This is a genomic window from uncultured Roseovarius sp. (assembly GCF_913057115.1).
GTDB lineage: Bacteria > Pseudomonadota > Alphaproteobacteria > Rhodobacterales > Rhodobacteraceae > Roseovarius.
On record NZ_CAJXNN010000030.1, the window covers coordinates 1 to 26,015 of the forward strand.

General features: G+C 60.9%; 19 protein-coding genes. 13 read left to right on the plus strand and 6 right to left on the minus strand.

Going from position 1 to position 26,015, the window contains the following annotated elements; genetic code table 11:
- The first annotated feature begins 457 nt into the window (after positions 1-457).
- Positions 458-1,303, plus strand: a complete 846-nt coding sequence (locus tag QZ498_RS12595; RefSeq protein WP_294622759.1) for a DUF4747 family protein — start codon at positions 458-460, stop codon at positions 1,301-1,303.
- A gap of 61 nt (positions 1,304-1,364) precedes the next feature.
- Positions 1,365-1,811 (plus strand): hypothetical protein, encoded by a 447-nt coding sequence (locus QZ498_RS12600; RefSeq protein ID WP_294622761.1) that lies wholly within the window; start codon positions 1,365-1,367, stop codon positions 1,809-1,811.
- Positions 1,812-2,012: 201 nt separating this feature from the next.
- Here QZ498_RS12600 and QZ498_RS12605 read toward each other — a convergent pair whose 3' ends face one another.
- Positions 2,013-3,644, minus strand: a complete 1,632-nt coding sequence (locus tag QZ498_RS12605; protein WP_294622763.1) for a choline dehydrogenase — start codon at positions 3,642-3,644, stop codon at positions 2,013-2,015.
- A gap of 118 nt (positions 3,645-3,762) precedes the next feature.
- Here QZ498_RS12605 and dctP point away from each other — a divergent pair, with 118 nt between their 5' ends.
- From dctP to QZ498_RS12630, 5 genes are all read left to right on the plus strand, one after another.
- Positions 3,763-4,998: a TRAP transporter substrate-binding protein DctP gene (gene dctP, locus QZ498_RS12610; protein WP_294622765.1), complete on the plus strand. Its 1,236-nt coding sequence runs from the start codon at positions 3,763-3,765 to the stop codon at positions 4,996-4,998.
- Between the two features lie 105 nt (positions 4,999-5,103).
- Positions 5,104-5,775 (plus strand): TRAP transporter small permease, encoded by a 672-nt coding sequence (locus QZ498_RS12615; protein WP_294622767.1) that lies wholly within the window; start codon positions 5,104-5,106, stop codon positions 5,773-5,775.
- Positions 5,772-7,130 carry a TRAP transporter large permease gene (locus tag QZ498_RS12620; protein ID WP_294622769.1) on the plus strand — a complete coding sequence of 453 codons (1,359 nt, stop codon included), beginning with the start codon at positions 5,772-5,774 and terminating at the stop codon, positions 7,128-7,130. The genes QZ498_RS12615 and QZ498_RS12620 overlap by 4 nt, the downstream gene beginning before the upstream one ends.
- A gap of 13 nt (positions 7,131-7,143) precedes the next feature.
- Positions 7,144-7,923 carry an IclR family transcriptional regulator gene (locus tag QZ498_RS12625; RefSeq protein ID WP_294622771.1) on the plus strand — a complete coding sequence of 260 codons (780 nt, stop codon included), beginning with the start codon at positions 7,144-7,146 and terminating at the stop codon, positions 7,921-7,923.
- A gap of 57 nt (positions 7,924-7,980) precedes the next feature.
- Positions 7,981-9,948, plus strand: a complete 1,968-nt coding sequence (locus QZ498_RS12630) for a HAMP domain-containing sensor histidine kinase (protein WP_294622815.1) — start codon at positions 7,981-7,983, stop codon at positions 9,946-9,948.
- A 40-nt stretch (positions 9,949-9,988) separates the two neighbouring features.
- Here QZ498_RS12630 and QZ498_RS12635 read toward each other — a convergent pair whose 3' ends face one another.
- Together QZ498_RS12635 and QZ498_RS12640 are read right to left on the minus strand one after the other, a co-directional pair.
- Entirely contained in the window at positions 9,989-12,361 is a 2,373-nt protein-coding gene (locus QZ498_RS12635) for a YbcC family protein (protein WP_294622772.1), read from the minus strand.
- Positions 12,362-12,365: 4 nt separating this feature from the next.
- Positions 12,366-13,934 carry a proton-conducting transporter membrane subunit gene (locus QZ498_RS12640; RefSeq protein WP_294622773.1) on the minus strand — a complete coding sequence of 523 codons (1,569 nt, stop codon included), beginning with the start codon at positions 13,932-13,934 and terminating at the stop codon, positions 12,366-12,368.
- A gap of 97 nt (positions 13,935-14,031) precedes the next feature.
- Here QZ498_RS12640 and QZ498_RS12645 point away from each other — a divergent pair, with 97 nt between their 5' ends.
- The 6 genes from QZ498_RS12645 to QZ498_RS12670 all read left to right on the plus strand — a co-directional run bounded on the left by QZ498_RS12645 (position 14,032) and on the right by QZ498_RS12670 (position 21,454).
- Complete coding sequence (locus QZ498_RS12645) at positions 14,032-14,940, plus strand: LysR family transcriptional regulator (protein ID WP_294622774.1); 909 nt, start codon at positions 14,032-14,034, stop codon at positions 14,938-14,940.
- A 10-nt stretch (positions 14,941-14,950) separates the two neighbouring features.
- A complete protein-coding gene (locus QZ498_RS12650) occupies positions 14,951-16,711 on the plus strand; it encodes an ATP-binding protein (protein WP_294622776.1) in 1,761 nt (586 codons plus the stop codon).
- The gene (locus QZ498_RS12655; protein WP_294622778.1) at positions 16,708-17,949 is read left to right on the plus strand and encodes a sigma-54 dependent transcriptional regulator; all 1,242 of its coding nucleotides are present in this window, start codon (positions 16,708-16,710) and stop codon (positions 17,947-17,949) included. Before QZ498_RS12650 ends, QZ498_RS12655 begins: the two co-directional genes overlap by 4 nt.
- 358 nt (positions 17,950-18,307) lie before the next feature.
- A complete protein-coding gene (locus QZ498_RS12660) occupies positions 18,308-19,309 on the plus strand; it encodes a DctP family TRAP transporter solute-binding subunit (protein WP_294622780.1) in 1,002 nt (333 codons plus the stop codon).
- A 91-nt stretch (positions 19,310-19,400) separates the two neighbouring features.
- On the plus strand, positions 19,401-20,078 hold the full coding sequence (locus QZ498_RS12665) for a TRAP transporter small permease (protein WP_294622783.1): 678 nt from the start codon (positions 19,401-19,403) through the stop codon (positions 20,076-20,078).
- Positions 20,078-21,454: a TRAP transporter large permease gene (locus QZ498_RS12670; RefSeq protein ID WP_294622785.1), complete on the plus strand. Its 1,377-nt coding sequence runs from the start codon at positions 20,078-20,080 to the stop codon at positions 21,452-21,454. Before QZ498_RS12665 ends, QZ498_RS12670 begins: the two co-directional genes overlap by 1 nt.
- Positions 21,455-21,773: 319 nt before the next feature.
- On the opposite strand, the gene QZ498_RS12675 is transcribed toward QZ498_RS12670, so the two are convergent.
- The 3 genes from QZ498_RS12675 to QZ498_RS12685 form a co-directional block, all read right to left on the minus strand.
- Entirely contained in the window at positions 21,774-22,556 is a 783-nt protein-coding gene (locus QZ498_RS12675) for a carnitinyl-CoA dehydratase (RefSeq protein ID WP_294622787.1), read from the minus strand.
- Complete coding sequence (locus tag QZ498_RS12680) at positions 22,553-24,595, minus strand: acetate--CoA ligase family protein (protein WP_294622788.1); 2,043 nt, start codon at positions 24,593-24,595, stop codon at positions 22,553-22,555. Before QZ498_RS12680 ends, QZ498_RS12675 begins: the two co-directional genes overlap by 4 nt.
- A gap of 258 nt (positions 24,596-24,853) precedes the next feature.
- Positions 24,854-26,014: an acyl-CoA dehydrogenase family protein gene (locus QZ498_RS12685; protein WP_294622789.1), complete on the minus strand. Its 1,161-nt coding sequence runs from the start codon at positions 26,012-26,014 to the stop codon at positions 24,854-24,856.
- Between the last annotated feature and the right edge of the window lies 1 nt (position 26,015).

Consider the following 26,015-nt stretch of genomic DNA (forward strand, 5'->3'; position numbering starts at 1 on the left):
CCCCCCGGGAGGGCGCATGGTTCCCGTTTCGCTCCGAACCAAGGATTTGTGTGCGACAGCGTCAGTCCCCGAATGAATGTTCCAAACGCCCACCCAGGGTCGGGCGCGGCCCTTCGTTCTTTTGCCGTAGGGTGCGCATTCACTGCGCACCGCCCACCTAAACACCCGTCTGAAACGCCAGCCCCGGCGCGGAAGCAAGGCGCGTAGCGCCGCCGCGCCAAAGCCGACGCGCCCCGTCGCCCCAAAGGGGCGCCGACATGATGACGGCACGCCTCCGGCGTGACGCGGCGGCTTTTTGGCCACTGCCGAGCACCGCTTGAGGTCCTACGGAGACGGCAACCATAAAGCACCTCCGCCCACACCGACCAACCGCCCCCGCACGCGTCGTCTTCGGCGCGGCTGTTTCACGTTGAAGGAGAGCTTGATGTATGGTCAATTCAGCTAAAAGGAGATTTTTATGGCCCGGACACGAAAGAGAACGTACGGCGTGTTTAACGTTGTCGCCCAACCTCACCCCGAAAATATTTACAGAGAAATTTTTCAAAGATCTGTTGGCCGAGGTGTCAAGTATTGGGGCGACTATTACGCGGCAATAACTCCACTATCAGAGATAAGAGATAACATTTTCACGGGCCGCCTAGTGATTTGGATGGCGGTTGATCCCGATAGCAATGTCGTAAACTTGAAAGACTTTGTTGAAGAGCCATTAAGTGAAAGCTCAGACGTCGTTGTTCCAGAGGACCGAGGATTAAATAGCCGTACGTTTCAATTCGCGTTCAACACGAAAGATCACCGTCTATTTTTGGAGCTAGTCAACGATGAGCGTAAAACTGTTTCGCCGCGCAGGGCAGAAACAGCGTTTCAAAAAGCGCTAGAAGATGCAGCATATGAACAGTGCGAAGAATTTAGGGTTCAAATTCAGCCGACCTCTGACTCGGTCGAGCGAATTTTGTCCATTCCTAGGTTAAATTCCGTGGAAATGCGTCTTTATCGGCCCAATCCGGATTCAATTGATCCAGAGGCTCAGGAATTGCTGGAAGAAGAGCTTGAGGGGCAGAACGCCAAAGAAGCCGTGAAGACGCTGAAAAAAGCGCCTTCATTCAAGTCTTTGATGTTAAATACGAGAAATAAGCTGCTAGCCAGAGCCGCAGCATACGATGGGCTAGTTAAAGGCAAAGGTAAGAGCGAAGATGGTAAATCTGTCGAAGCTTCTACAAAGGACTATCCTTATGTAATCACTCGTGACGAGGATGAAGTTGGAACCGAGGCTGGAAGCATAAGAAGTGTCGCAAAACAGGGATGACATTGATGCAATAGGTGTCTTTGACACCTATTGGCGCCTCTACGGCGGATGGCCCGCAATCTTGAAATCTCTGTATTTCTGGGCTGCGGTAGCCATCACGTTTGTCTGCTATCCCTTATGGAACAAGGAAACAGGTGATGAACGTGCTTGGACATCAGCAGCCGTTGAGATTATTCCAAGTTTGATGTCCTTTTCCTTAGGAGGAATGGCAATTTTATTGGCGTTCTCGAACGAAAGGTTGATGAAATCGATCCAGCAAGCAGGTCGAGCGGATTCTCTATACATGCAAACGACTGCGTCCTTTTTTCATTTCATACTTCTACAAACACTTGCATTAGTAGGAGTGCTTTTAGCACAAGCATACACAGTTGATCTGTTTTCGGCCTTGGCGTTTTTCTTGATGTCTTATGGATTGACCGTAGCGGTTGCAGTCGCCGGTAACCTTTTGAAACTTGCCCAAATATTCAATTTGAAGCAGGGCGCGAAAGACAACAATGACAGTAAATAAGTTCGACATCTCCAAAACCTCCAAAAACCAAACCTCTCGCCGCACGCAAACCAACCTACCCCAAACTCCTTACCACCCCGTTACCCAACCGCACGGGGCAGGGGTGTTTCGTACGACTCGTACGACCCCACAAACCAACCCCCCGATTTTCGTACGAAAACCGGGGGGCAGGCGTACGACTCGTACGAAAATTCCGCAGCCTCAGGCCGAGCGTTGCAGCGCGCCGGCTTTGCGGTCCTCCAGGATCATGTCCGAGGCTTTCTCCCCGATCATGATCGCCGGCGCATTGGTGTTGCCGGAAACGATCTCGGGCATGATCGAACAATCCGCCACCCGCAGCCCCTCGACCCCATGCACCCGCAAACGCGGGTCCACCACCGCGTCGCCGCCCGGCCCCATCTTGCAGGTTCCTGTCGGGTGATAGATCGTGGTCGAATAGTTCCGCGCCCACTCCAGCGTGCCTTCATAGTCGTCCATATCAAGGCTCGCATCGGGGCGAAATTCCTCTGAAATCTTATGCTTAAGCGGTTCATGCTGGGCAATCCGCCGGGCGATCTTGATCCCCTCCACGATGGTCCGGCAATCGGTCTCGGTGGACAGGTAGTTGGGGTGGATCTTGGGGTATGTCCCCGCGTCCGGCCCCGCCAATCGGATCTCCCCGCGGCTCTCCGGGCGCAGCTGACAGACCGACATGGTAAAGGCCGAAAAGGGGTGCACGCCTTCCCCGGGGCTATCGGCAGACCAGGGTTGCACATGGAACTGGATGTCCGGTGTCTCCACATGGTCGCCCGTGCGCATGAACCCGGTGGCCAAACTCGCCGCCATGGCCATCGGCCCCGCCCGAAACATCATATATTTCAATGCGATACGCGCTTGGTCCACAAGGCTGCGCACCTCGTCATTCAGCGTGGGTTCATTGCATTTGAACACCAACCGCGCCTGCAAATGGTCCTGCATATGCTTGCCCACCGATGGGCTGTCGCGCAGCACCTCGATGCCATGCTCCTTAAGCTGTTCAGCCTCACCGATCCCCGACACCATCAAAAGCTGCGGCGATCCAATCGCCCCCGACGACAGGATCACCTCCGCCTTGGCCTTGACCACATGCTCCTGCCCCGAAGCATCCCGATAGGCCACGCCCGTCGCCCGGTTCCCGTCGAACACGATCCGGCTTGCAGGGGCTTTGGTGAGGATGGTCAGGTTCTCGCGCTTCCGGGCCGGGTTCAGGAAGGCCACCGCCGAAGAACACCGCCGCCCATTTCGGGTGGTCAGTTGGAAGTACCCAACGCCTTCCTGCGTTGTCCCGTTGTAGTCAGGGTTAAACGGATACCCAGCCTCCTGTGCCGCGGCGACCCACGCATCGCAAATCGGGCGCTGCAACCGCATGTTCGAGACCGACAAAGGCCCCTTATCCCCATGAAACTCATCCGCCCCGCGTTCCTGGTTCTCGGAGCGTCTGAACAGCGGCAACACATCGTCCCAGCCCCAGCCCGGGTTCCCCATCTGCTGCCAGCGGTCATAATCCTCCGGCTGGCCCCGCACATACAGCAACCCGTTCAAAGACGATGACCCCCCCAAAACCTTACCGCGCGGCCAATCCAACTGCCGTCCGTTCAGCCCGGGGTCCGGCTCGGTGCGATAGCACCAGTCAACCGATGGGTTGTGCATGGTTTTGAAATAGCCCACGGGGATGTGGATCCACGGGTTCCAGTCGCGCCCGCCTGCTTCCATCAAAACCACCTTGATCGAGGGATCAGCCGAGAGGCGATTCGCCAGAACACAGCCCGCCGAGCCCGCACCGACGATCACATAATCCGCTGAAATCTCTGACATTTCTGACCTCCCATCGGCGCTCAGCAATTTTGGAAAAGATTTTGCTTGCCAGATGAAACATAGTTCGAGCAATATTGAGACTGCAAGTATCAAAAATTGCACAACATGGGAGGAGACCATGAAAGTATCGAAAACCCTGGGAGGGATTTCCCGCCGGGATCTTTTCCGTCTTTCCGGCCAATTCGGCCTGTCATCGGTTCTACTTGGGGCAGGGGCGCTGACCGGCGCGGCGACACTGCCCAATCTCGCGAAAGCCGCAGAAAGCACATATAACAAGCGCTTCGCGAAAGAACCCAAGCATACCCTGAAGCTGGGCGCGGCGGGCTTCAACGCCCGTAACTTGTTGATTGAACGCGCCGGTGTTCTGACCTTTGCCCGCGATCTGGAGGAGCGGACCGAGGGCGAAATTCGCGTTGAGTTCATCGGCGACAACCAGATCTGCGGCCAGCTCAACTGCGTTGAGAAAACCCAGCTTGGCGTGGTGGATATGTATTCCGCCTCAACCCAGAACTCGGCCGGCGGTGCGCCTTACCTCAACGTGCTGGACTATGCCTATATGTTCCCCAGCCGTGCGGCGCAGTACCACTTCCTCTACAGCCCGGAATCGCAACAGGTTTTGCGCGACCCGATGGAGAAGCGCCACGGCATCAAGTTCTTGTTCAGCCATTGCGAATTGCGCGGCATTCAGATGGGCCAGTCTTTTGCCGACAAACCCACCGTGACCAAACTCGAAGAACTCTTCGGCACCAAGAACCGCGTGACAGGCACACAACTGGGCCGCATCGCGATGCAGCTTTTGAACCTCAACCCGGTTCCCGTGGCTTGGGAAGAAACCCTCGATGGCCTCAAGCAGGGCCTGATCGACGGTGCGGAAACCTGGGCCTCCGCGGTGGCTTACGCCAACATGGCGCCGGTGGTTAGCCAATCGGTCGATCTGAAGTTCTTCTGCGGCACCGAGCACACCGCGATGAAAGCCAGCGTCTTCGATGAAATGGAGCCGCATCTGCAAGATGCAATCATGGAGTCGTCTTATCTGGCGCAGGTTTATTGTCAGCACGCCAACGAGGCGGCGCTGGTCAATACCGTGGGCTTCTCTGACCCGCAGCTTCCCGGCACGATCTTCGCCGAGAACAACGTGCGCAACGCCTTCCTCGCCGAAGATCAGATCAAGATGGCCGAGGAAATGTGCTCGCCCGAGTTCAACCCCGAGCCTTGGGCGCAATGGCGCGAGCGGATCAACAACTGGTCGGGTGGCTTGGACACCTATCAGATGATCTACGATGTCGCGCGTCAAATCCCCAAAGACACGCTGGCCGAAAACGTCGAACCCCGCCGCTGGTGGCGCTCGGCCTGATCCGGCAAACTGCGAACCGGGCCATTCTGAACGGGTGGCCCGGATCCACAAGGCGGCATAAAGAAGACCGCCTCGACATACGGCAACCCAAAGGGAGGAATGGGCATGACCGGCTGGTTTCAGGGCACAGGGGACATCCTGAGCGCCCTAGCTTCAGGTGATTCATGGATGTTGAGCGAGGCGATGCGCAATCCGGCAATCTGGCCGTTGGGCTTGATCGCCATGCTGGCAGCGGCGGCTTTGCTCTTGGTGGTCTACCACTTCATCCCATGGGTAGAGCGCAACTTCGAGAAAACCGTGATGGTGGTCTCGTACCTTGCCATCGGCGGTATCATCTTCGTCGAGGTCTTCCGCCGCTTCGTCCTGAACGAACAGGCCCCTTGGTCCACCACCCTGCCACCATTCCTCTTCCTGATCATGACGTGGTTCGGCTGTACCTATAATGTGCAGCTTCGCACGCACTTGGCCTTTGCCGAATTCCGCAGTGCCATGGGCCGGGGTGGGCAAATGGCATGCCTTCTGCTGGACGCTGTCCTTTGGTTGGGCTTTTCGTGGATCGTGGTTGTCACCTCGACCCGCGTGGTCGCCAACTCGGCGTCGAACTTCCAGATCATGCTGGGCACCGACAATGTCATGCAGTGGTGGTTCCTGATCGCGGTGCCGCTGGCCTTTACCATGCTGGCCGCGCGGGTTTTGGAAAATCTGATCGCCGATGTGCGCAACTTCCGCTCGGGTGAGCCATTGATCAAACAAGCCGTGATCGGGGGTGACGCATGAGCGATCCAGCAATCATCACCGCCATTTCCGTTGGAGTCACCATCCTCTTCATGCTGGGGGTTCCGGTCTTTCTGGTCATCGGCTACTGGGTGATTGGCATGTCCTTCCTGCTGGGCCTGCCGCTCGACAACATCGGCGCGGCGCTGGCGGATGTCTTCACCGATGGCTTTGCCCTTCTGGCCATGCCGCTCTTTATCCTGACGGGGGATCTGATCAACCGTTCCGGCATTGCCCGGCGCCTGTCGGACTTCGCCTATGCCTGCCTTGGCTGGATACGCGGCGGGTTGGCCATGGCCTCGCTTGGCGCGTGTGGGCTGTTCGCCGCGATCTCGGGGTCGAACTCGGCCACCACGGCCACCATCGGCTCCATGCTGCACCCCGAAATGGTCAAGGGGGGCTATGACGAACGCTTCTCGGCGGCCACGGCGGCGGCTGGCGGCACGGTGGGCATCATCATCCCGCCCTCCATCATCTTCATCGTCTACGGGTTCCTCCTCAACCTCCCAATCTCGGACCTGTTCGTGGCCGGGATCATACCCGGGTCTCTGATGGTGAGTGGTATGATGCTTGCCTGCTTTATCATTTGCTGGCGCAATGGCTGGGGCTATCTCATTGCCCTTAGCCCGCTGCGGGTGATCAAGACGGCGCTGGGCGCATGGCTTGGCTTCTTCGCCATCGGCCTCGTGCTCTGGGGAATTTACACCGGTAAATTCTCACCCACTGAAGCGGCGGGTGTCACCGTGGGCTTTTGTGTGATCGTCGGCTTCCTCTGCCTGCCCATCCATAAACTGATGGGGGCCAAGAAAGACGCCGACATCTCTGAAAAATCCGTGGCCAGTATGCTGGTCGTCCAAGGCTTCAGCCCGCTGGAGCTGCCCTCGATCACCATGCGCTCGGCCCAGATCACCGGCATCCTTGCGCCGCTCATCGCGGTTTCGGTGGTGATGCAGCAAATCCTGTCGGTCCTCGGCGCGCAGGAGGCCATCGGCGGCTTCGTGACTTCCATGGGCGGCTATCACGCGGTGCTTTTCACCTCCATGGCCATCGTCTTTATCTCGGGCATGGTTCTGGAAAGCCTGCCGGTAACGATCATCTTGGCCCCGATCCTTGCCCCCATCGCCCATGAGGTCGGGGTGGAGCCAGTGCAATTCGCGGTGATCTTCCTTGTCGGGGCCTCCATCGGCTTCATCACGCCACCCTATGGTCTCAACCTCTACGTGGCCTCAGGCGTGACAGGTGTCCCGTATTTCAGGCTTTTGAAGTACACCGTGCCTTATTTGGTCGCATTGATCTCGGTCTGGCTTGTGATCGCCCTCGTGCCTGAGCTATCGACGGCCTTGCTACCGGATAGATAACGACGGGTGACTCATGGACGGGGACAAATCGGAAACCATACCAACCAACTTGAGGTTGCTCATGGTGATCGAGGAGGTCGCCCGCGCCGGCGTCCCCGTCACCCCGACCGAGGTGAACACACACCTCGGTCTGCCCAAACCGACCATTCACCGCCTGTTCAGCACGCTGGAGGACGAGGGATTCCTTCAGCGTGACCTGGATGGCCGGACATATTCCCCGGGGCCGCGCCTGCGCACCTTGGCAGGCGGGGTTCTCTCCTCCCTCCGTATCCGGACCGCACGGCAGGCCATCCTGAAACGCCTGAGCCGTGAAATCGGTGAGACTTGCAACATCGCCCTGCCGGACCGGGATGCCATGACCTATTTGGAGCGTGTCGAAACCGAATGGCCCCTGCGCATCCAGCTTCCTATCGGAACCCGGGTGCCGTTTTACTGCACCGCCAGCGGCAAGATGTACCTCAGCACCTTGGCCCGCGCCCATGTGGTCAAATACCTCGAAAGCATCGACCTAGAGGCGAAAACCCCCAACACCCTGACCAAGCATGACGATCTTTTCGAAGAACTCCGCGTGATCCGCAAACAGGGCTACTCCCTCGATCGCGAGGAATTCATGCCCGACATGATCGCGCTTGCGGTGCCGATTTTGGATGAAAACCAAAGGCTCATGGCCACTTTGGCCTTCCATGCACCCACGCAGCGCGTTTCCATTGATGAGGCGCTGAAATATCTCGACGACATGCGCACCGCCTCCAAAGATTTGTCGCAACTGGTTTCAGGTTCTGCCGACCTCTAATCGAACAGGCGCAAAAAAGCGCTTTATTCGCGCGCCGCTTGGGCCATTATGAGCGACATGCCCCTGTTCCGCTCTCTCTTTCAATCGGTCCGTATGCGCCTGCTGGTGATCGCGCTCTTGCCGATGCTGGTGCTTATGCCTCTCCTTTTGGGAAGTGCGGTCGTCCGCTGGACGGGGCGGGTGGATGAGCTTCTGATTACCAAGGTCAACGGTGATCTGACCATCGCCGATCAATACCTGCAACGCCTGCTCGAAAACTCGGGCGAGCGTCTGGATGCGCTGGCCCAATCCGCCGCCCTGCGTGATGTGATGGACCGCCCGGCTGACCGCCGCGCCCATCTGCGCGAAGCGCGCCGTGCCTTGGGCCTTGACTTCCTCTACCTGACCGATGGCACCACCGGCCCCGAAGGCCTGCGCCCGGCAGATTGGCCTGTGGTTGCGACAGCGCTTGACGGCGCACAGTGGGGCAGTGTCGTCGACATCATGGATCAAGATACACTCACCGCGCTCGACCTTGGCCTTGGCCAACAGGCCGCGATCCAACTGGTCCCCACCCGCGCTGCCGTGCCAACCGACCGCACCGTCGAAGACCGCGGCATGGTGATCCATTCCGCCTCCCCTGTCATCCTGCCCGATGGCCGCCCCGGCGCGCTCGTTGGTGGGCTGCTCCTCAACCGCAACCTCGATTTCATCGACACCATCAACAACCTCGTCTACCGCGATCAAAGCCTGCCCGACGGCAGCCAAGGCACAGCGACCCTTTTTCTCGAAGACGTCCGCATATCCACCAACGTCCGCCTTTTCGAGGATGTCCGCGCGCTCGGCACCCGCGTCTCTGCCGAAGTCCGCGCGCGGGTTCTGGAAGAGGGGCGCACATGGCTTGACCGCGCCTTCGTGGTGAATGACTGGTACATCTCCGCCTACCAACCCATCACCGACAGCTTCGGCAAGCGTGTGGGAATGCTCTATGTGGGCTTCCTTGAAACTCCGTTTCGCGAGGCGAAGACCCGCTCGGCCCTCACCATCGGCCTGATCTTTCTGGCCATAGCCGGGCTGTCTATTCCCATTTTCCTACGCTGGGCAGGGCGCATCTTTGGCCCGCTGGAATCCATGACCAAAACCATCGCCCGCGTCGAAGGTGGGGACCTGACGGCGCGCAACGGGCCAACCGGTGACAGCGGTGAGATTTCCCAAGTCGCAGGCCATCTCGACGATCTTCTCGACCAAGTCCAAGAACGCGACAAGCAATTGCGCGACTGGGCCGAAAGCCTCGAGCGCAAGGTCGAAGAACGCACCCAAGACCTGCGCGAAGCCAACCGCAAACTCGAAGACACCACCGAACAGCTTATCATGTCGGAGAAGTTGGCGACGGTGGGCGAGATTACCGCCAGCGTGGCCCATGAAATCAACAACCCCGTCGCGGTGATCCAAGGCAATCTCGATGTCGCCCGCAGCCTTCTGGCCGAGGCCGAGGCCGAGAAGGTCAAGACCGAATTCAACCTGATCGACGACCAGATTTACCGCATCGGGGCCATCGTCTCGAAACTCCTGCAATTCGCCCGCCCCGAGGAATACTCGGGCGAAGACGCCCTGACATGCCCTGCCGATGTGGTCCGCGATTGCCTTGTCCTGACAGCGCACCAGACCGAAAAAGCCGGCGTCACTGTAACCACCGATTTGCAAAGCGATCGGCAAGTGGCGATCTCGCGTACCGAGTTGCAGCAAGTTATCGTCAACCTGATCATAAACGCGGTCCATGCCATGCCTGACGGGGGCAGGCTGCAAATCATCGTTTCTGATGCTGACGGCATGGTGTGCGTCGAGGTCACGGATACCGGGCGTGGCATCCCGGAGGATGTTCTCAAACGCATTTTCGATCCGTTCTTTACAACCAAACAGGCTGAAGGCACCGGCCTTGGCCTGTCGATCAGTCAACGGCTTGTCTCACGCGCGGACGGTGAAATATCGGCCAGTTCCACGCCGGGGCAGGGCAGCCGCTTCACCGTTGCCCTGCCTGCCGCTTGATCGATCAAGGGGCGCAGTCACTTGCGCCCCCTTGCCTTGTTCATGCGACGCTCAGTACTGCCTCGCCCGTGGCCACCGGCACCCATTGTCCGGCCTCATAGCGGCTGGCGATCTGTCCTTCGGCGTCCAGCGTCATCAGCGTCAGCCAGCCATTGTCAAACAGCGCCTTGACGCCCTCGTGCCGGTCCAGAATGGCCGAGATCGCCTGCGTCGGGGCTTCCACCACCACGCTCAACCGTTGCGGCTCGTGCCGCAGCGCCTCACCGTCATGCACCGATTGCATCGGCAGACCGGGGCGCAATGTGCCGCCATTGCCCTCGACCACGCCAATGCCGCCGGTGACGTTATGGATCAGCTTGTTGCCCGCGCCGAAAACCTCGGGCGCCACGGACGAGCCGTGATATTGCAGGGAGATCCAGCTTGCCACGACAACCGGCGCGGTCAGGATCACCTCCAGCACGGCGAACTCCTTATCGGCCTTCCAGTCATAGTCATGCAGGAAGACACGCCCACCAAGGTCGGCCCCCGCACTCCGCCCGCGCGGTGCGGCGATGAACCCGGCACAGCCCGCCAGCCCCCATTCGGGCCGCAGCTCTGACCAGTCGCCGCCGCGCTTGGGCAGGCTCTCGGATGAAGCGGCGCGCGGCAAAAGCCCCGCGCGTTCTTCCCGCGCCAGCTTGCCCGCTGCCTCAAGCGCCGAGCGAAGCCGCGCCAGATCGCTGGCGTGCTGGGGCAGGGGGGTATCTTCATAAAGCTGCACGTTGTCCGACACCGTGTCATGCATCCCGGCGATGAACATGGTGTCTTCGGGCACCTCGATGCCTTGATCGCGCAGGCCCGCGCGCACGGTGCTGTCATTCAACAACCCTGCCAGAAGCCGCGCGTTCACATCGCCCGCATGCCCCCCACAGGCCCCGCATTGCAGCGCACTGGCGTGCGGCGCGTTGGTCACCCCCGCGCCATGCCCCGCAATCAGAACCAGCCGCGCGAAATTCCCGGTCAGCGACATGGCGCGCAAGACCTGCTCCGCCGCTGCGATCCGCGCGTCCGTATCCCAATCGGCCACCGGTGCCGGCTCGACTTTTTGCGCCTTGTCATGCGGCAGCGTATCCTTGGCCAGCTTCCACAGGTACAAAGGCCCCGCCGCCTCGACAAAGGCAAAGGCCGACACGGCGGCCATCTTGAACCGGCCCCAAGCGCGCAGCGCCCGCGCATGAATGCGCGCCGCCAGGTCTTCGGCAGGCGCCGCGCCAGACTGGCTTTCCAAGCCGGGCGACAACAACACCGGCGCGCGGGCCTCGATAATGTCCGAGGCCATACCCCGGTGTGTCGCAGCCAGCCCGAAGAACCCGGCAAATCCCAATGTGCGCACACCGGTGTCTGCCCGCTCCAGGGCGCGGCGGAATACCTCGGAGCGTACATCAATACAGAAAGCCGCTTGCAAAGCGGGCCGTTCGGCCTCTTCCGTCGAGGCCTCCACCTCTGACAGCTTGGCGCTCAACTCAGCCTCGCCCGCCCGGTCGGCGGCCTCTTGCAGGGCGGCATCAATCCGGTCGTCCAAACTTGGCTCTACCTGGGTGGCATAGGCCGCAAGCGCCTCGGCCCATTTGGCTCCAACCTGATCTTCGAAGCGTTCCAGCAGAAGCATGTCCCAAACCGCCCGCACGTAGAGCATTTCCAAGGCTTCCGCATCGCGCCCGCCGTCGCGCTCCGCCACCCATGACAGATGCCGCGCGTATTGCGCCCATCCGCCCATGGTCATCAGCAGGCGGTGGAAATAGTCCCGCGCCGCCTCGGGGCTGAGGCTCAAACGCTCACAGGTCACGGCAAAGGCCACGCCGGGGTCATCCGGCAGGTCTGCCACGGCTTCGGCAAAACCCGAAAGCCCTGCAATCCCGGGCGTCAAATCGCGGCTGGCAAAGGCCTGCCAACCCGCGAAATAGCCTCCCTTCGGCGCGGGCCAGAAGGCCTGCCCCTTGTCAAAATGCACCGATGACCAAACGCCCAGCCGGTCTTCGAGGAACTCGGGCCAATCCACGCCCGTGGCCTCGGCCACCAGACAGGCGACCGTCGGCAGGGCCTTGGGGGCAGGGGCCGGGGCTTCAAGCCCCGCCTGCACCTGGGTCAGATCCAACCCTTGGATGGCTGCCGCCCGGGCCAGATCGCTTTGCCCGATCCGCCCATCCTTGACCATCGCGGCCACATCCTCACGGGGCCGGAAAATCCGCGCGCCCGCCACCCGGGCCAGCCGTGCGGCTGTTACCGCGCGATCCTCACCCGCTTGGCCAAGGAAGGGGTTCACCGCCACCGTGGCCGACAGGGGGAAGGCCGGAGGCAACTGCCCCACCGCCCAATCCGCCGCAGCGAAAAGTTGCAATTCCGGGCCGGTAAATTGAAATTTAGGGGCTGTCATCGGATTATCCTTTCGCCTGAGTTTTCGCGTCGCGCGGCTGCCAATGGCCGGTCATCCGGTCGGTCAGCGCGTTAAGGTAAAGACCATTCATAAGGTGCACCCGCAGGCCCGCCGCCGCCGGATGCCCGGCCCAAAGCGGGAAGGTGGCCTGCGCAAAAGCGGCAAACCCAAAGCTCACCACCGCCAGGGTGATTACAGCCCAGATCAACCCATCGGGCGCGGGTGGCACCGGCAATGTGCCCGCCGACAGGGCCGTCGCACCGGTTTGCAGCGCAAAATAGGCCAGCGTCGCCGCCCCGGACATCAGCGCCGTGCGCCATGTCAGCGGCCATGGCGCGAGATCGGCCAGACCCTGGGCAATCAGGTACGCCACCCCGAAGATCAGGATCGCACCAAGCGCCACCGCCTGTGCGGGCTTGTCCCACAGGCCAAAGATCAGGCCAACACCAAGGTATATCGCAATGGCCAGCCCAAAGGCCCGCGCCACCGCGTGCAAATCGGGCACCGCCACGGGGCCGGGCCGCCGGATCGAGGCCACCTGCTCAACCGCGCCGCCCGAGGCAAGGAAGGCATGCGCCTTGTAAAGCGAGTGGGCCACGATATGCAGCAGGGCCAGCGGGAAGAGGGCCAAACCGCATTGCAGCACCATAAAGCCCATCTGCCCACAGGTGCTCCAGGCCAGCGCGGTTTTCACCGCCGGTTGGGTCAGGGCCACCGCCGCACCGATCAGCGCGCTAAATCCACCGATCAGCGCCAGAAGGGCCAGAACCCCCGGCGCGCTCAGCAAAACATCGGCAAAGCGGATCAGCAGGAACCCCCCGGCATTCACCACCCCCGCATGCAGCAGCGCCGATACCGGCGTCGGCGCTTCCATCACCTCGGTCAGCCAGCCATGGGTTGGAAACAACGCCGATTTATGCACCGCCGCCACGGCCAGCAAAAGCGCCGCCAGCCAGACAAGCGGCGGCACCTCGCCGCCGCGCGCAGCCTGCGTGATGCTGGCGATATCCGCTGTACCGTATCCCCAGATCATCAGGCCCGCAGCCCCCACAAGGGCCGCGCTGCCAATGATGCCCGACACGGTCTTTTTCTTCGCCGCTCGCTGCGCGCGGGGCCGGTCGGGATAAAACAGCAGTAGTTTATGAAGACCTACGCCCACGGCAACCCATGCCACAACAAGCTGCACAAGGTTGCCCGCCGTCACCAGCAGCATCACACAGGCCAGCGTCACCGCCATTCCCGCCATGAAGGGGCTATGCCGCGCCTCGCCATCCAGCGCCACCCTCGAGTAGCGCAGCACGACCCAGCCAACCATGCCCACCGTCAGGAACATGGCCAGTGACACAATGTCGACCCGCACCGACAGGCCCACTGTGGCCACCCCGATCAGCGGGCTGGTTGCGGGGCCGCTCAGGGCATAGCTGACGGCGCTTACAATCCCCAACCCAAGGGCCAGCAACGCCCCCCATTCCGGCAGGCGCAACATCCAATGCCCGCGGGCTGCCGGGCGCAGGGTCAAACCCCCTGCGATCACCAGCAAAACCAAGGGCGCGATTAGCGGTAAAAAGGTCATCACTGCATCTCCTCATGCCATTTCGACTTGGGATAGCTGCGCTGCGGCATGAATAAAAATACATTGTTTCGCTCAAATCATTCTGTTTAATAGATGAATGTCTGATCTCAATTACCACCACCTGCGGTATTTCCGCGAAGTTGCACACGAAGGCCACCTGACCCGCGCCGCCGAACGGCTCAACCTCTCGCAATCGGCGCTGTCGACGCAAATCCGGCAGCTTGAGGACCGCTTGGGTCAACCGCTTTTCACCCGCACGGGCCGCCGCCTTGAACTGACCGAGGCGGGCCGCATCGCCCTTGACCACGCCGACCGTATTTTTGACACCGGCGATGAACTTCTCGCCACGCTCAAGCAATCGGGCAGCGCGCACCCGCCGCTGCGCGTCGGCGCGCTTTCCACACTCTCGCGCAACTTCCAGCTCAACTTCCTGCGCCCGGTTCTTGCCGACCCGGAAACGCAAGTGATCCTCAAATCCGGCGGGGCAGGGGTGCTTCTGGATAACCTCAAATCTCTCGCCCTCGACGTCGTGCTGATGACGGAACCTCCCCACAGCGCCGCACCGGGCGATTTCGCCGCCCACCGTCTGGCCGAGCAACACGTCGCCGCCTACGGTCACCCCGACCACTTGCGCTATGAAACCCTCGAAGACCTGCTGACGCATGAACCGGTCATCCTGCCCACCGAAAGCTCCATTCGGACCGGGTTCGAAAGCCTCTCCGCCCGGCTTGGCATCACCCCGACCCTCAAGGCCGATGTCGATGACATGGCCATGGTCCGCCTTCTGGCGCGCGAAGGGGCGGGGCTGGCCATTGCGCCCTCGGTCGCCTTGGCCGATGAAATCGAGGCCGGGATCGTCGCGGCGGCACCCTTCGACCTGCATATCGTCGAAAGTTTCTACGCCGTCACCACGCCACGCCATTTCCCCCACCCATGGATCGCACGTCTTCTCTCGTCGCCCCCGGATCAAGCGAAAAACTGGTCAACCCCCGGCAAGCATTGCTAAAACCACTTACATGACGTCCGACTCCCGCCTGCGCATTGTGGTCATTGCCCTCTTCGTCACCGCTGTTGCGATCTGCGCAGCGGGCCTTTGGCGCTATGGCTACGGGCAAGCGCTACAGCAACTGGAAAAACAAGGCCGGGCTGACCTTGCGCTGGCCTCTGACCGCTTCACCGGCCAGCTGCGCCGGTACCAGGAACTCGCTGTGCTCATGGCCGATCATCCCACCTTGGCAGGCATCACAACCGGGCGCGATGTCCAGGCCGCCCGAAACCTCCTGCTGGAAGCTGCTGACAAAACCGGGGCCATGGGCCTTGCCTATGCCGATGCCAATGGCCGCATTCTGGCGCAAGCGGGCGACGCGCCCCGCGACCTGCCGCAAAACGATGCCTTTCTCCGCGCCACCCAAGGTGCGCTCGGCGTGGGCTATGGCCGCTTGGGCGCGCAGGGCGGGCGCGCCTATATTTACGCCGCCCCCGCCTTTGCCGCGGACGGTCTTGTGCGCGGCGCGCTTATCGTTCTGGTGGATATCGCCGAACTGGAATGGGACTGGATCGGCGGCCAGCCGCCGGTGTTTTTCACCGAAGAAGAGGAGCAAATCTTCGTCTCCAACCGCTCGGAACTGCTCTTCTGGCAGGCGCGCGGCGACGGGCCGGGCTATCGCCCCACTGGCATGCCCGCGCCGGGCTTCACCGCGCATGACATCGCGGGTCACGAAGTCTGGCAAATGGACTGGGGCGATTACCTGCCCGAACGCGCGCTGCACCTTACGCAATCCCTGCCCGTCATCAACATGACCGGCCACGCGCTTATTGACGTGGCCCCGGCCCGCCGTCTGGCGGTTTTGCAAAGCCTGATGTTCGCCGTTATCTGTCTCGCCTTCGGTGCGGTCATCCTGCAAATCACCGAACGACGACGCACCTTGGCCCGCGCCAATTCCCAGCTTGAGCAGAGGGTCACCGAACGCACACATGAACTCACCACCACCAACCGCGCCCTGCGCCGCGAAATCCGCGAAAGGCTCGAGGCCGAGGCGGCGCTGAAAAAGGCGCAGAACGATCTGGTTCAGGCGGGCAAACTCTCGGCCCTTGGGCAGATTTCGGCTGGTATCAGCCATGAACTCAATCAACCGCTCATGGCCATCCGCCAATTCGCCGACAATGGCGCGCAATTCCTTGACCGCGAAAAGCCGGAAAAAGCCAGCGAGAATCTCAGCCGCATCTCGACGCTTGCCGCCCGCATGGCACGCATCATCCGCAACCTGCGCGCCTTCGCCAAACAGGAAAGCGAACCGGTGGCGCGGGTCGATATCGTCACCGTCATCGGCCAAGCCCTCGAACTCTCCGAAGCGCGCCTCAAATCCGATGGCGTGACCGTTCACTGGTCTCCTCCCGATACACCGATCTACGTGATGGGGGGCGAAGTGCGCTTGGGGCAGGTGCTCATCAACCTGATGTCCAACGCCGCTGACGCCATGCTGCAAAGCCCGGTGAAGGAAATCACCCTCACCGTAGACCCTTCAAGCCCCGTGGTCGTCGAAGTGCGCGATACCGGGCCCGGCATCGACGAACCGGAAAAGATCTTCGACCCCTTCTACTCCACCAAGGAGGTCGGCAGCACCGAAGGCATGGGCCTTGGCCTGTCGATCTCGTACGGCTTGGTGCAAAGTTTCGGCGGCGACATCAAAGGCCGAAATGCCCCCGATGGCGGCGCGATCTTCACTATCGAACTGGAGCGCGCGCCCCAGAACAGCCCCTCAAAGGACGCCGCATGACCGATGCGCCCAGCAATATCCTGCTTGTCGATGACGACGCCGCCGTGCGCGAGGCATTGATGCAAACACTTGAACTCAATGACCTGAACACCGTGCCCTGTGGCTCTTTCATCGAGGCCAAGGACCACATCGCCCGCGATTTCGCGGGCGTGATCCTCTCTGATATCCGCATGCCCGGGCGCGATGGCTTTCATCTGCTGCGCCACACTCAAAACCTTGACCCCGACCTGCCGGTGATCCTTTTGACGGGCGAGGGGGATATTCCCATGGCGGTCGAGGCCATGGGGCAGGGGGCCTTCGACTTTCTCGAAAAGCCCTGCGCCCCCGATGACCTTTTGCCGGTTCTGCAACGCGCCTTGCAAAACCGCGCGCTGGTTCTCGAAAACCGCCGGTTGAAGCGCCAGTTGGAAACCGGCGACCCGGCGGCGCGGATGCTCTTTGGCACCTCGCAACTGGCCGAGGACCTGCGCACCCGGGTGCGCGCCGTTGCCCGCCTCGGGGCCGAGGTCTTGGTCACAGGCCCGCCGGGGGCCGGTGTCTCGAAAGTGGCCGAGGTGATCCACCTGATGAGCCCCGATGCCACGGGTCCCTTCGTCAAACGGCCCTCCGCCACGCTCGATGCAGGCGCTCTGGATGCCGGGTTTGCCGCGGCTCAGGGCGGTAGCCTGTTTCTCGATGAAATCGCGGCCTTGCCCGAAACCACTCAATACACTCTGCTGGCGCGACTTGAGGCAGGCGGCGGCGCGCGCCTTATTGCCGGCACCACAGCCGATCTTGGGCTTGCCACGCAGGAAGGCCGCTTCAACACCGAACTCTACTACCGGCTCGATGTCATGCCGGTGCGCATCCCCGCCCTGTCCGAACGCCCCGAGGATATCCCCGTCCTCTTCCGTCACTACGTGGCGCAAGCCGCTGAACAAGCGGGACTGGCCATACCGGAAATCCCGCCCGATCATCTTTCGGCTCTCATGGCCCAAGACTGGCCCGGCAACGCGCGCTCGCTCATGTCGGCGGCCATGCGATTCACGCTTGGCATGCCCGAGGAAACCCAAGAAACCGCCGAACTCGGCCTTGCTGAACAACTCGCCCGCGTCGAACGCTCCCTTCTGGCCTCCGCCCTCGGCCGCCAAAACGGCCGCGCCGCGCAAGCCGCCAAGGCTCTAAAACTCCCGCGCAAGACCTTCTACGACAAACTGGCGCGCTATGGGCTCAAGCCTGAAGATTTCAAACGCGGCTAAACCGCCAAGGTGTTTCGAAACACCTTGGCCAAGCGCCTTGCAAGGCGCTTTTGCACGCGATTTCGAAATCGCGTGTAGCAAGGCTTTTCGAAAAGCCTTGTCTGCGCCCGGCCTGGAGTCCTGTGCGAAAATCCGCACAATTCGCCAAAGCATTGTGCGGCATCCCGCACAATGCCGCCCTGCAGCATCCGTTGCTGAAGGCTGAGATGCGGTTAGTAAGCTGAAATCATTGATGATTTCACAATCTTCTATTTTTTCATCGCCATGACTTGAGTGAATAGCCGCCATGCGAAAACCTCTGCCCGTCGCGTCTCGAAGACGCTGATTGCAACATCTCAAGATATGGGAGGAGACATCTATGAAATTCCTGACAGCTGCTGCCACGGCTCTGGCCATGAGTGTTTCGGCCACCGCCGTTTCCGCTGCCTGCGACGATGGTGAAATCGTCGTCAAGTTCAGCCACGTCACCAACACCGACAAGCACCCCAAGGGCATCGCCGCCTCGCTTCTGGAGAAGCGCGTGAACGAGGAAATGGACGGCACCATGTGCATGGAGGTCTTCCCGAACTCCACGCTCTACAACGACAACAAGGTGCTCGAAGCCATGCTTCAGGGCGATGTGCAACTTGCCGCGCCATCGCTGTCGAAGTTCGAGAAGTTCACCAAGCAGTTCCGCCTGTTTGACCTGCCCTTCATGTTCAAGGACATTGACGCCGTGGATGCGTTCCAGGCCTCTGACAACGGTCAGGCCCTGCTCGACTCCATGCAGCGCCGCGGCCTGCAGGGTCTGGCCTACTGGCACAACGGCATGAAGCAAATGTCAGCCAATGTGCCGCTGGTTGAACCGTCGGATGCCGAAGGTCTCAAGTTCCGCGTGCAGTCCTCCGACGTGCTTGTCGCCCAGATGGAAGCCATCGGCGGCAGCCCGCAGAAAATGGCCTTCTCCGAGGTTTACGGTGCACTGCAACAGGGCGTCGTGGACGGGCAGGAAAACACCTGGTCCAACATCTACGGCAAGAAGTTTTTCGAGGTGCAGGACGGGATCACCGAAACCAACCACGGCATCATCGACTACCTTGTCGTGACCAACATCGATTGGCTCAATGGCCTTGACGAGGACGTGCGCGAGCAATTCCTCACCATCCTCGACGAGGTAACCACGACCCGCAACAGCGAGTCGGCCAAGGTCAACCAAGAGGCCAAGCAGGCCATCATCGACGCCGGTGGCGAGGTCCGTCAACTGACCGCCGAACAGCGTGCTGCATGGGTTGAAGCCATGAAGCCGGTTTGGGACCAGTTCAAGGATGACGTTGGTCAGGAAAACATCGACGCGGCACAGGCGATCAACGCCAGCATGTAAGCCGCCGCGCGTGACCTGACACGCAAGGCTTGGGGCGGGCCTGTGGCAATGGGCCCGCCCTCTTCACACCCACGACGCGGGAGGGGGACAGATGCAAACCGCACGCACATTCGGCGATAAGATCGAGGAAACGATCATCGCCACGCTTCTGGGCCTGATGACGGTGGTGACCTTCGCCAATGTCGTTGCCCGATACCTGTTCAATTCAAATATTCTCTGGGCGCTCGAAGTGACCGTCTTCATGTTCGGCTGGTTGGTGCTTCTGGGTGCGTCCTATGCCGTCAAAAAGCACGCGCACCTCGGTGTCGATGCCATCGTCAACATGGTCTCGCCCCCGGTGCGCCGGGTGATGGGGCTTTTCTCGGTGATTTGCTGCCTTGTTTTCTCGCTGCTGTTGTTGAAAGGTGCCTACGACTATTGGGCAGTTTTTGCCGAACTGCCCCCCACCACGGGCCGCTGGTTTCCCACGGGCTTCGATTGGAACGCACGCGGCCAAGGCTGGTACGAGGTGCAGGACATCCCCATGGTGGCCCCTCTGCGCTTTCTCGAAGACCTGCTGAACTACGGCGAAAGCTACGAGAAGATCCCCAAGGCCATTCCTTATCTCGTGCTGCCCGTCTCCATGGCGCTGCTGGTCTTCCGCTTCACTCAGGCGGCCCTGCGCATCCTGCGCGGCGATGCCGACCGCCTCGTGGCCAGCCACGAGGTCGGGGATGAACTGGAAGAGGCGCGCGCCAGCCATACCCAAGAAAACGGGGAACAGAACTGATGGAAGTCGTCCTTCTCTTTGTCATGGTCATCGGCCTGCTTCTGGTCGGTGTGCCTATCGCGGTCTCGCTGGGCCTTTCTTCCACGCTCTTCCTGCTGTGGTTCTCGGAAAGCTCGCTGGCCTCTATCGCGCAAACCCTTTTCGAGGCCTTCGAGGGGCATTTCACCCTTCTCGCGATTCCCTTCTTCATCCTCGCCTCCAGCTTCATGACAACAGGCGGCGTGGCGCAAAGGATCATCCGCTTCTCGATTGCCTGCGTCGGTCACCTTCCCGGTGGTTTGGCCATCGCAGGGGTCTTCGCCTGCATGCTCTTTGCGGCGCTCTCGGGCTCCTCGCCCGCCACCGTGGTGGCCATCGGCACGATCGTCATCGCCGGTATGCGCCAAGTGGGCTATTCCAAGGATTTCGCCGCCGGTGTGATCTGTAACGCCGGGACCTTGGGCATCCTCATCCCGCCCTCCATCGTCATGGTGGTCTATGCCGCGGCGGTCGAGGTCTCTGTCGGGCGCATGTTCCTTGCCGGTGTCATCCCGGGCCTCATGGCGGGTCTCATGCTGATGACGGCGATCTATGTCATGGCCAAGGTCAAAAACCTGCCCAAGGGCGATTGGCAAGGCTGGGGCGAGATCTGGGCTTCGGGGCGCGAGGCCGGTTGGGGCCTCTTCCTGATCGTGATCATCTTGGGCGGCATCTACGGCGGGATATTCACCCCCACCGAAGCCGCCGCCGTGGCCGCCGTCTACTCGTTCTTCATCGCCAGCTTCGTCTACAAGGACATGGGTCCGCTGGCCACCGAAGGCGAGGCGCGCAACACCTCGCTTCTCAGGAAGCCGCAGGCGATCCTGACGGCCCTGTTCCACCCCGACACCAAGCACACGCTTCTGGAGGCGGGCAAACTGACGGTGACCCTTCTCTTCGTCATCGCCAACGCGCTCATTCTCAAGCACGTGCTGACCGATGAGCAAATCCCGCAACAAATCGCCTCGGCGATGCTCTCGGCGGGCTTCGGGCCGGTGATGTTTCTCGTGATCGTCAACGTGATCCTGCTCATCGGGGGGCAGTTCATGGAGCCTTCGGGCCTGCTGGTCATCGTGGCCCCCTTGGTCTTCCCCATCGCCATCGAATTGGGCATCGACCCCATTCACCTTGGCATCATCATGGTGGTGAACATGGAGATCGGCATGATTACCCCTCCGGTGGGCCTTAACCTCTTCGTCACCTCCGGTGTGGCGGGGATGCCCATGATGGCCGTGGTGCGCGCCGCACTTCCCTTCCTTGCGGTGCTCTTCGTGTTCCTGATCCTGATCACCTATGTGCCGTGGTTCTCGACCTTCCTGCCCAATACCTTCATGGGGCCGGAGATCATAACCAACTAGCGCGGCACACCACGCCACAGCGCGTCTAAGCCATCCCAAAGGCCCCGGTCCCCACCGGGGCCTTTGTTGGTCTGTGGCGGCCAATGTCACTGTCCGAAACCCTCGCGCAATTCATCTCGCAGGGGGGCAGGATGACAGGCAGGGGTTAAGGAAAGGTTGGCGCGGCGTGCATTATATACAACTTGTACATCGCCCCCGCGCAGCACATCGATTTCTGTACAAAACAAGCGTACAAAACGTACGACTCGTACGCTCCCCTCGCAAACCCCGCCGATTTTCGTACGAAAAGTCGATGGTTAACGTACGACCCGTACGAAGGTTAACGCCCTTTCCAGACCGGGTCGCGTTTTTCGGCAAAAGCGCGGGCACCCTCAAGCTGATCGTCCGAGTCATACAGCAAATCGACGGATGCGAACTGCCGCTTGGTGATCCGGTTCATCGCGTCCTGAAAGGTTAACGCCTCGGCCTCGCGCACGATCTCCTTGATCGCGGCGTAAACCAAGGGCGGCCCGCTGGCCAGAAGGTCGGCCATCTCCCGCGCCTTTTCCATAAGAATATCAGTAGGATACAGGTGATTGACCATGCCCCAGCGGTGCGCCTCCTCGGCCTCGATCCACCGCCCCGTCAGCAGCATTTCCATGGCGATATGATAGGGGATGCGCTTGGGCAGTTTAACACTTGCGGCATCCGCCACGGTGCCCGATCTGATCTCGGGCAGGGCGAATTGCGCGTGATCGGCGGCCAGGATGATATCCGCCGATAGCGCCCATTCCAGACCGCCACCACAGCAAATCCCGTTCACCGCCGCGATGACCGGCTTGTTAAGGCCTCTTAACTCCTGCAAGCCGCCAAAACCGCCGACGCCATAATCGCCATCCACTGCGTCACCATCGGCTGCGGCCTTCAAGTCCCAGCCAGGACAGAAAAATTTCTCACCCGCGCCGGTGATGATCGCCACGCGCAGCTCCGGATCATCGCGGAAATCCTTAAAGACATTTCCTAACAAACGGCTGGTCTCAAGGTCGATCGCATTGGCCTTGGGCCGATCCAAAGTCACCTCCAGAACATGCTCCCGTCGATCTGTCTTAACCACGTCGCTCATCTCGCCTCTCCCTTTCTGATCAAGGCATCCACCGCCACTGCCCGTGTCGGGCAGGCCAGCAAAGGGTTAACCTCAACCTCTTCAATCTCTGCGGCATGTTCTATGACGTAATCCTGCACTGCCAAAACCGCCCTGACAATGGCGCCGATATCCGCCGCTGGTGCGCCGCGATAGCCAGTTAGAAGTGGATAAATTTTCAATTTTTCCAAGGTGTTACGGATGTCCGTATCCGTCGCGGGTAACAACAATGAGGCACTGTCTTGCAGAATTTCCGTCCAAACCCCACCCGCTCCAAGCGTCAGGACAAAGCCATGCGCCGGGTCGCGCAGCACCCCCACCAAAAGCTCGGCCACGGCACCCTCGATCCGTTCTTCGATCAGCCACGATTGGCAAGGCATTTTTGCCGCCTTATCAACGGCTTGATCCCTGTCGCCCTCAACGAAAACAACCCCTCCGGCCTCCGTTTTATGGGCCAAACCCTCGGCCTTGATCACCGCAGGCCCGACCACTTCGGTCAGACAAGCCGCGAGCACCTCCGCGCCCTCGGCTCTGACCGACTTGGGGGCCACCAGCCCATTGGTTTGCAACACTTTTTTCGCCTCCGCTTCACTCAGCGTCAAAAGGTTAACAGGCTCTCCAGGAAGGGTTAATGGCGTTAACGAATTGCCCTGCTTGCCAAGCCAAGCGGCCCGGGCAATCGCAACCAAAGTCTCGTCCAAGCCATGCATCGGGATCATCCCCGCTGCCGTGATCCGCGCCGCGACCTCCTCGGTCAAGGCTTCCGGCAACGTGGTCACAATCGTTAACGGCTTGCCCGTCATCTTGACGGCCCGCGCGCCGGCCTCAATCGTGCACTCCCATGCCGCCGGATCACAACGGTCCGCCCTCGGGTAGTCCACGATCAAACAGCCTATGGCTGCCTCACCATCCAACGCGGCGGCAAAGCATTCGGCCATTTTATCCACATCATCCCAGATGAAAGTGTGATAGTCCAAGGGGTTGGCAAGGGCCACCATCGGCCCCAAGACCTCACGCAGCCGACGGCCCTGTGCCGCACTCAAGGGTGGGAAAACCACCTCATGTGCTTCGGCTGTATCCGCCATCAGGCTCGCCTCGCCGCCAGAGCAGGACAGCGACACCACCCTGTTCGAAGGCAAAGCGCCGTTAAAGTGTATTAACTTGAGGGTCTCCAAAAACGCGGGCAGGCTCTCCACCTGCGCAATCCCCAGCCGGGACAACAACGCCCGCGCTCCGGCATCGCTTCCGGTCAGTGACGCGGTATGCGATACCGCCGCCGCGCGTGCCTGATCCGAGCGCCCTGCCTTGATCGCCACGATGGGCTTACCAAGGCGCTTGGCCTCGGTCGCCAAGCGCTCAAAGGCACGCAAATCTCCGACCCCTTCGATATGCAACCCAAGCGCCGTGACCCGCTCATCCGCCAATACAGCAAGGCCCAAATCGGCCAAGCCTTGCTGCGCCTGATTGCCTGCGGTCAGCACGTAAGCCAATGGCAGGCCGCGCGCCTGCATGGTCAGGTTGATCGCGATGTTGGAGCTTTGCGTCAGGATCGCAACACCGCGATCCACCGGGACGCTCCCATGCTGATCGGGCCACAAAAGCGCGCGGTCCAGATAGTTGATGAACCCATAGCAATTGGGCCCGATAATCGGCATGTCGCCTGCGGCTTCCAGAAGGTCCGTTTGCAACCCTTCGCCATCCCCGGTCTCGGCCTGAGCCTCGCGAAAGCCGCTGGCAAAACAAACCGCGCCCCCAGCACCGATGTCACGCAAGAGGCGCACGGTTTCGATGGTCACATGTCGGTTAACACCTATGAACGTGGCATCCGGCGCGCAGGGCAGCTCTTCCAAACGCGAAAAAGCGTGAATCCCGCCAACCTTATCGCGCTTGGGGTGCACCGGCCATATCTCCCCGGCAAAGCCCATCTTGCGACATTGCTCCACCACAGACGTACACCACGCCCCACCGCCGACCACAGCGATTGACGTGGGGCGCAGCAAACGGTCAAGCGGTCGTGTCATATCCAACCTCGGCGCGGATGGCGAGGACAGATGCCTTCGGCGAGGATATTTTTGGCCAGAAGAAGCAAGGGTAACGCTCCATTAACTTTGGTGTGTGAGTGTTTTGAGGCGGTACAGGCAGGGATGCCGATGACCGTGCCAGGAGAAGCGCGCATGAGCGTTTCGATCAACGGGGCAGGGCGCATTGTTCTTCCCCGTTTCTTCTGGCCCAAAATATCCCCGCCGGAGGCATGAGATCTCTTTTCGCCATGGTCCGCCTCAGGCCCCCAAGGGCCGCAGCAACTCGCGGCTGATGATATGGCGCTGTATCTCGCTGGTGCCATCCCAGATACGTTCGACCCGCGCATCGCGCCAAAAGCGCTCGATCGGCAGGTCATCCATCAGGCCCATACCGCCATGGATTTGCAGCGCGGCATCGGTCACGCGCGCCAGCATTTCGGTTGCATATAGCTTGGCCGAGGCGATCTCGCGATTGGCGGGCAGGCCTTGATCCAGACGCCAAGCCGAGGCCAATGTCAGCCAGTCGGCGGCGTCGATTTCGGTCACCATATCGGCGATCTGAAAGCCGACGCCTTGGAACTTGCCAATGGGCTGGCCGAACTGGCGACGCTCCGCCGCATGGGCAAGCGCCAGTTCAAAACAGCGCCGCGCGCGCCCCACGCTCATCGCGGCCACCGTGATCCGCGTGGCGTAAAGCCATTCGTTCATCACCGCAAAGCCACCGTCCACCTCACCCAATACCTGCGCATCCGGTAGGCGGCAGTCATCGAACTCCAGCACCATGTTCTTGTAGCCCCGGTGACTGACCGAGGAATACCCGTCTCGAATGGTGAACCCCGGCGTGCCGCGATCCACCAGAAAGGTGGTGATCCGCTTTTTCGGCCCCTTGGGGGTGTCATCCTCGCCCGTGGCGACGAAAACGATCACGAAATCGGCGTGATCCGCGCCCGAGATGAAATGCTTGGTGCCGTTTAACACCCAGTCCCCGCCATCCCGCCGGGCCGTGCATTTCATCCCCCGCACGTCCGAGCCTGCATCGGGTTCGGTCATGGCAAGCGCATCCATCCGCTCCCCTCGCACCGCCGGGAACAAATACCGCTCCCGTTGTTCCCCTTCGCAGGCCATCAGGATATTCTGCGGCCGCCCAAAGAAATGCGTCAGCGCCATGGAGCCGCGCCCAAGCTCGCGCTCCACCAATGCAAATTCCAGATGGCTCAGCCCTGCACCGCCCACCTCTTCGGGGAAGTTGCAGGCGTAAAACCCCAGATCAATCGTCTTTTGCTTGATCGCCTCGGCAAGCTCCGCGCGCACCTCGCCGCTGCGCTCCACTTCGGCCTCAAAGGGATAAATCTCCTTCTCGACAAAGCTCCGCACGGTCGAGACGATCATCTCCTGCTCATCCGTCAACCCAAACTGCATC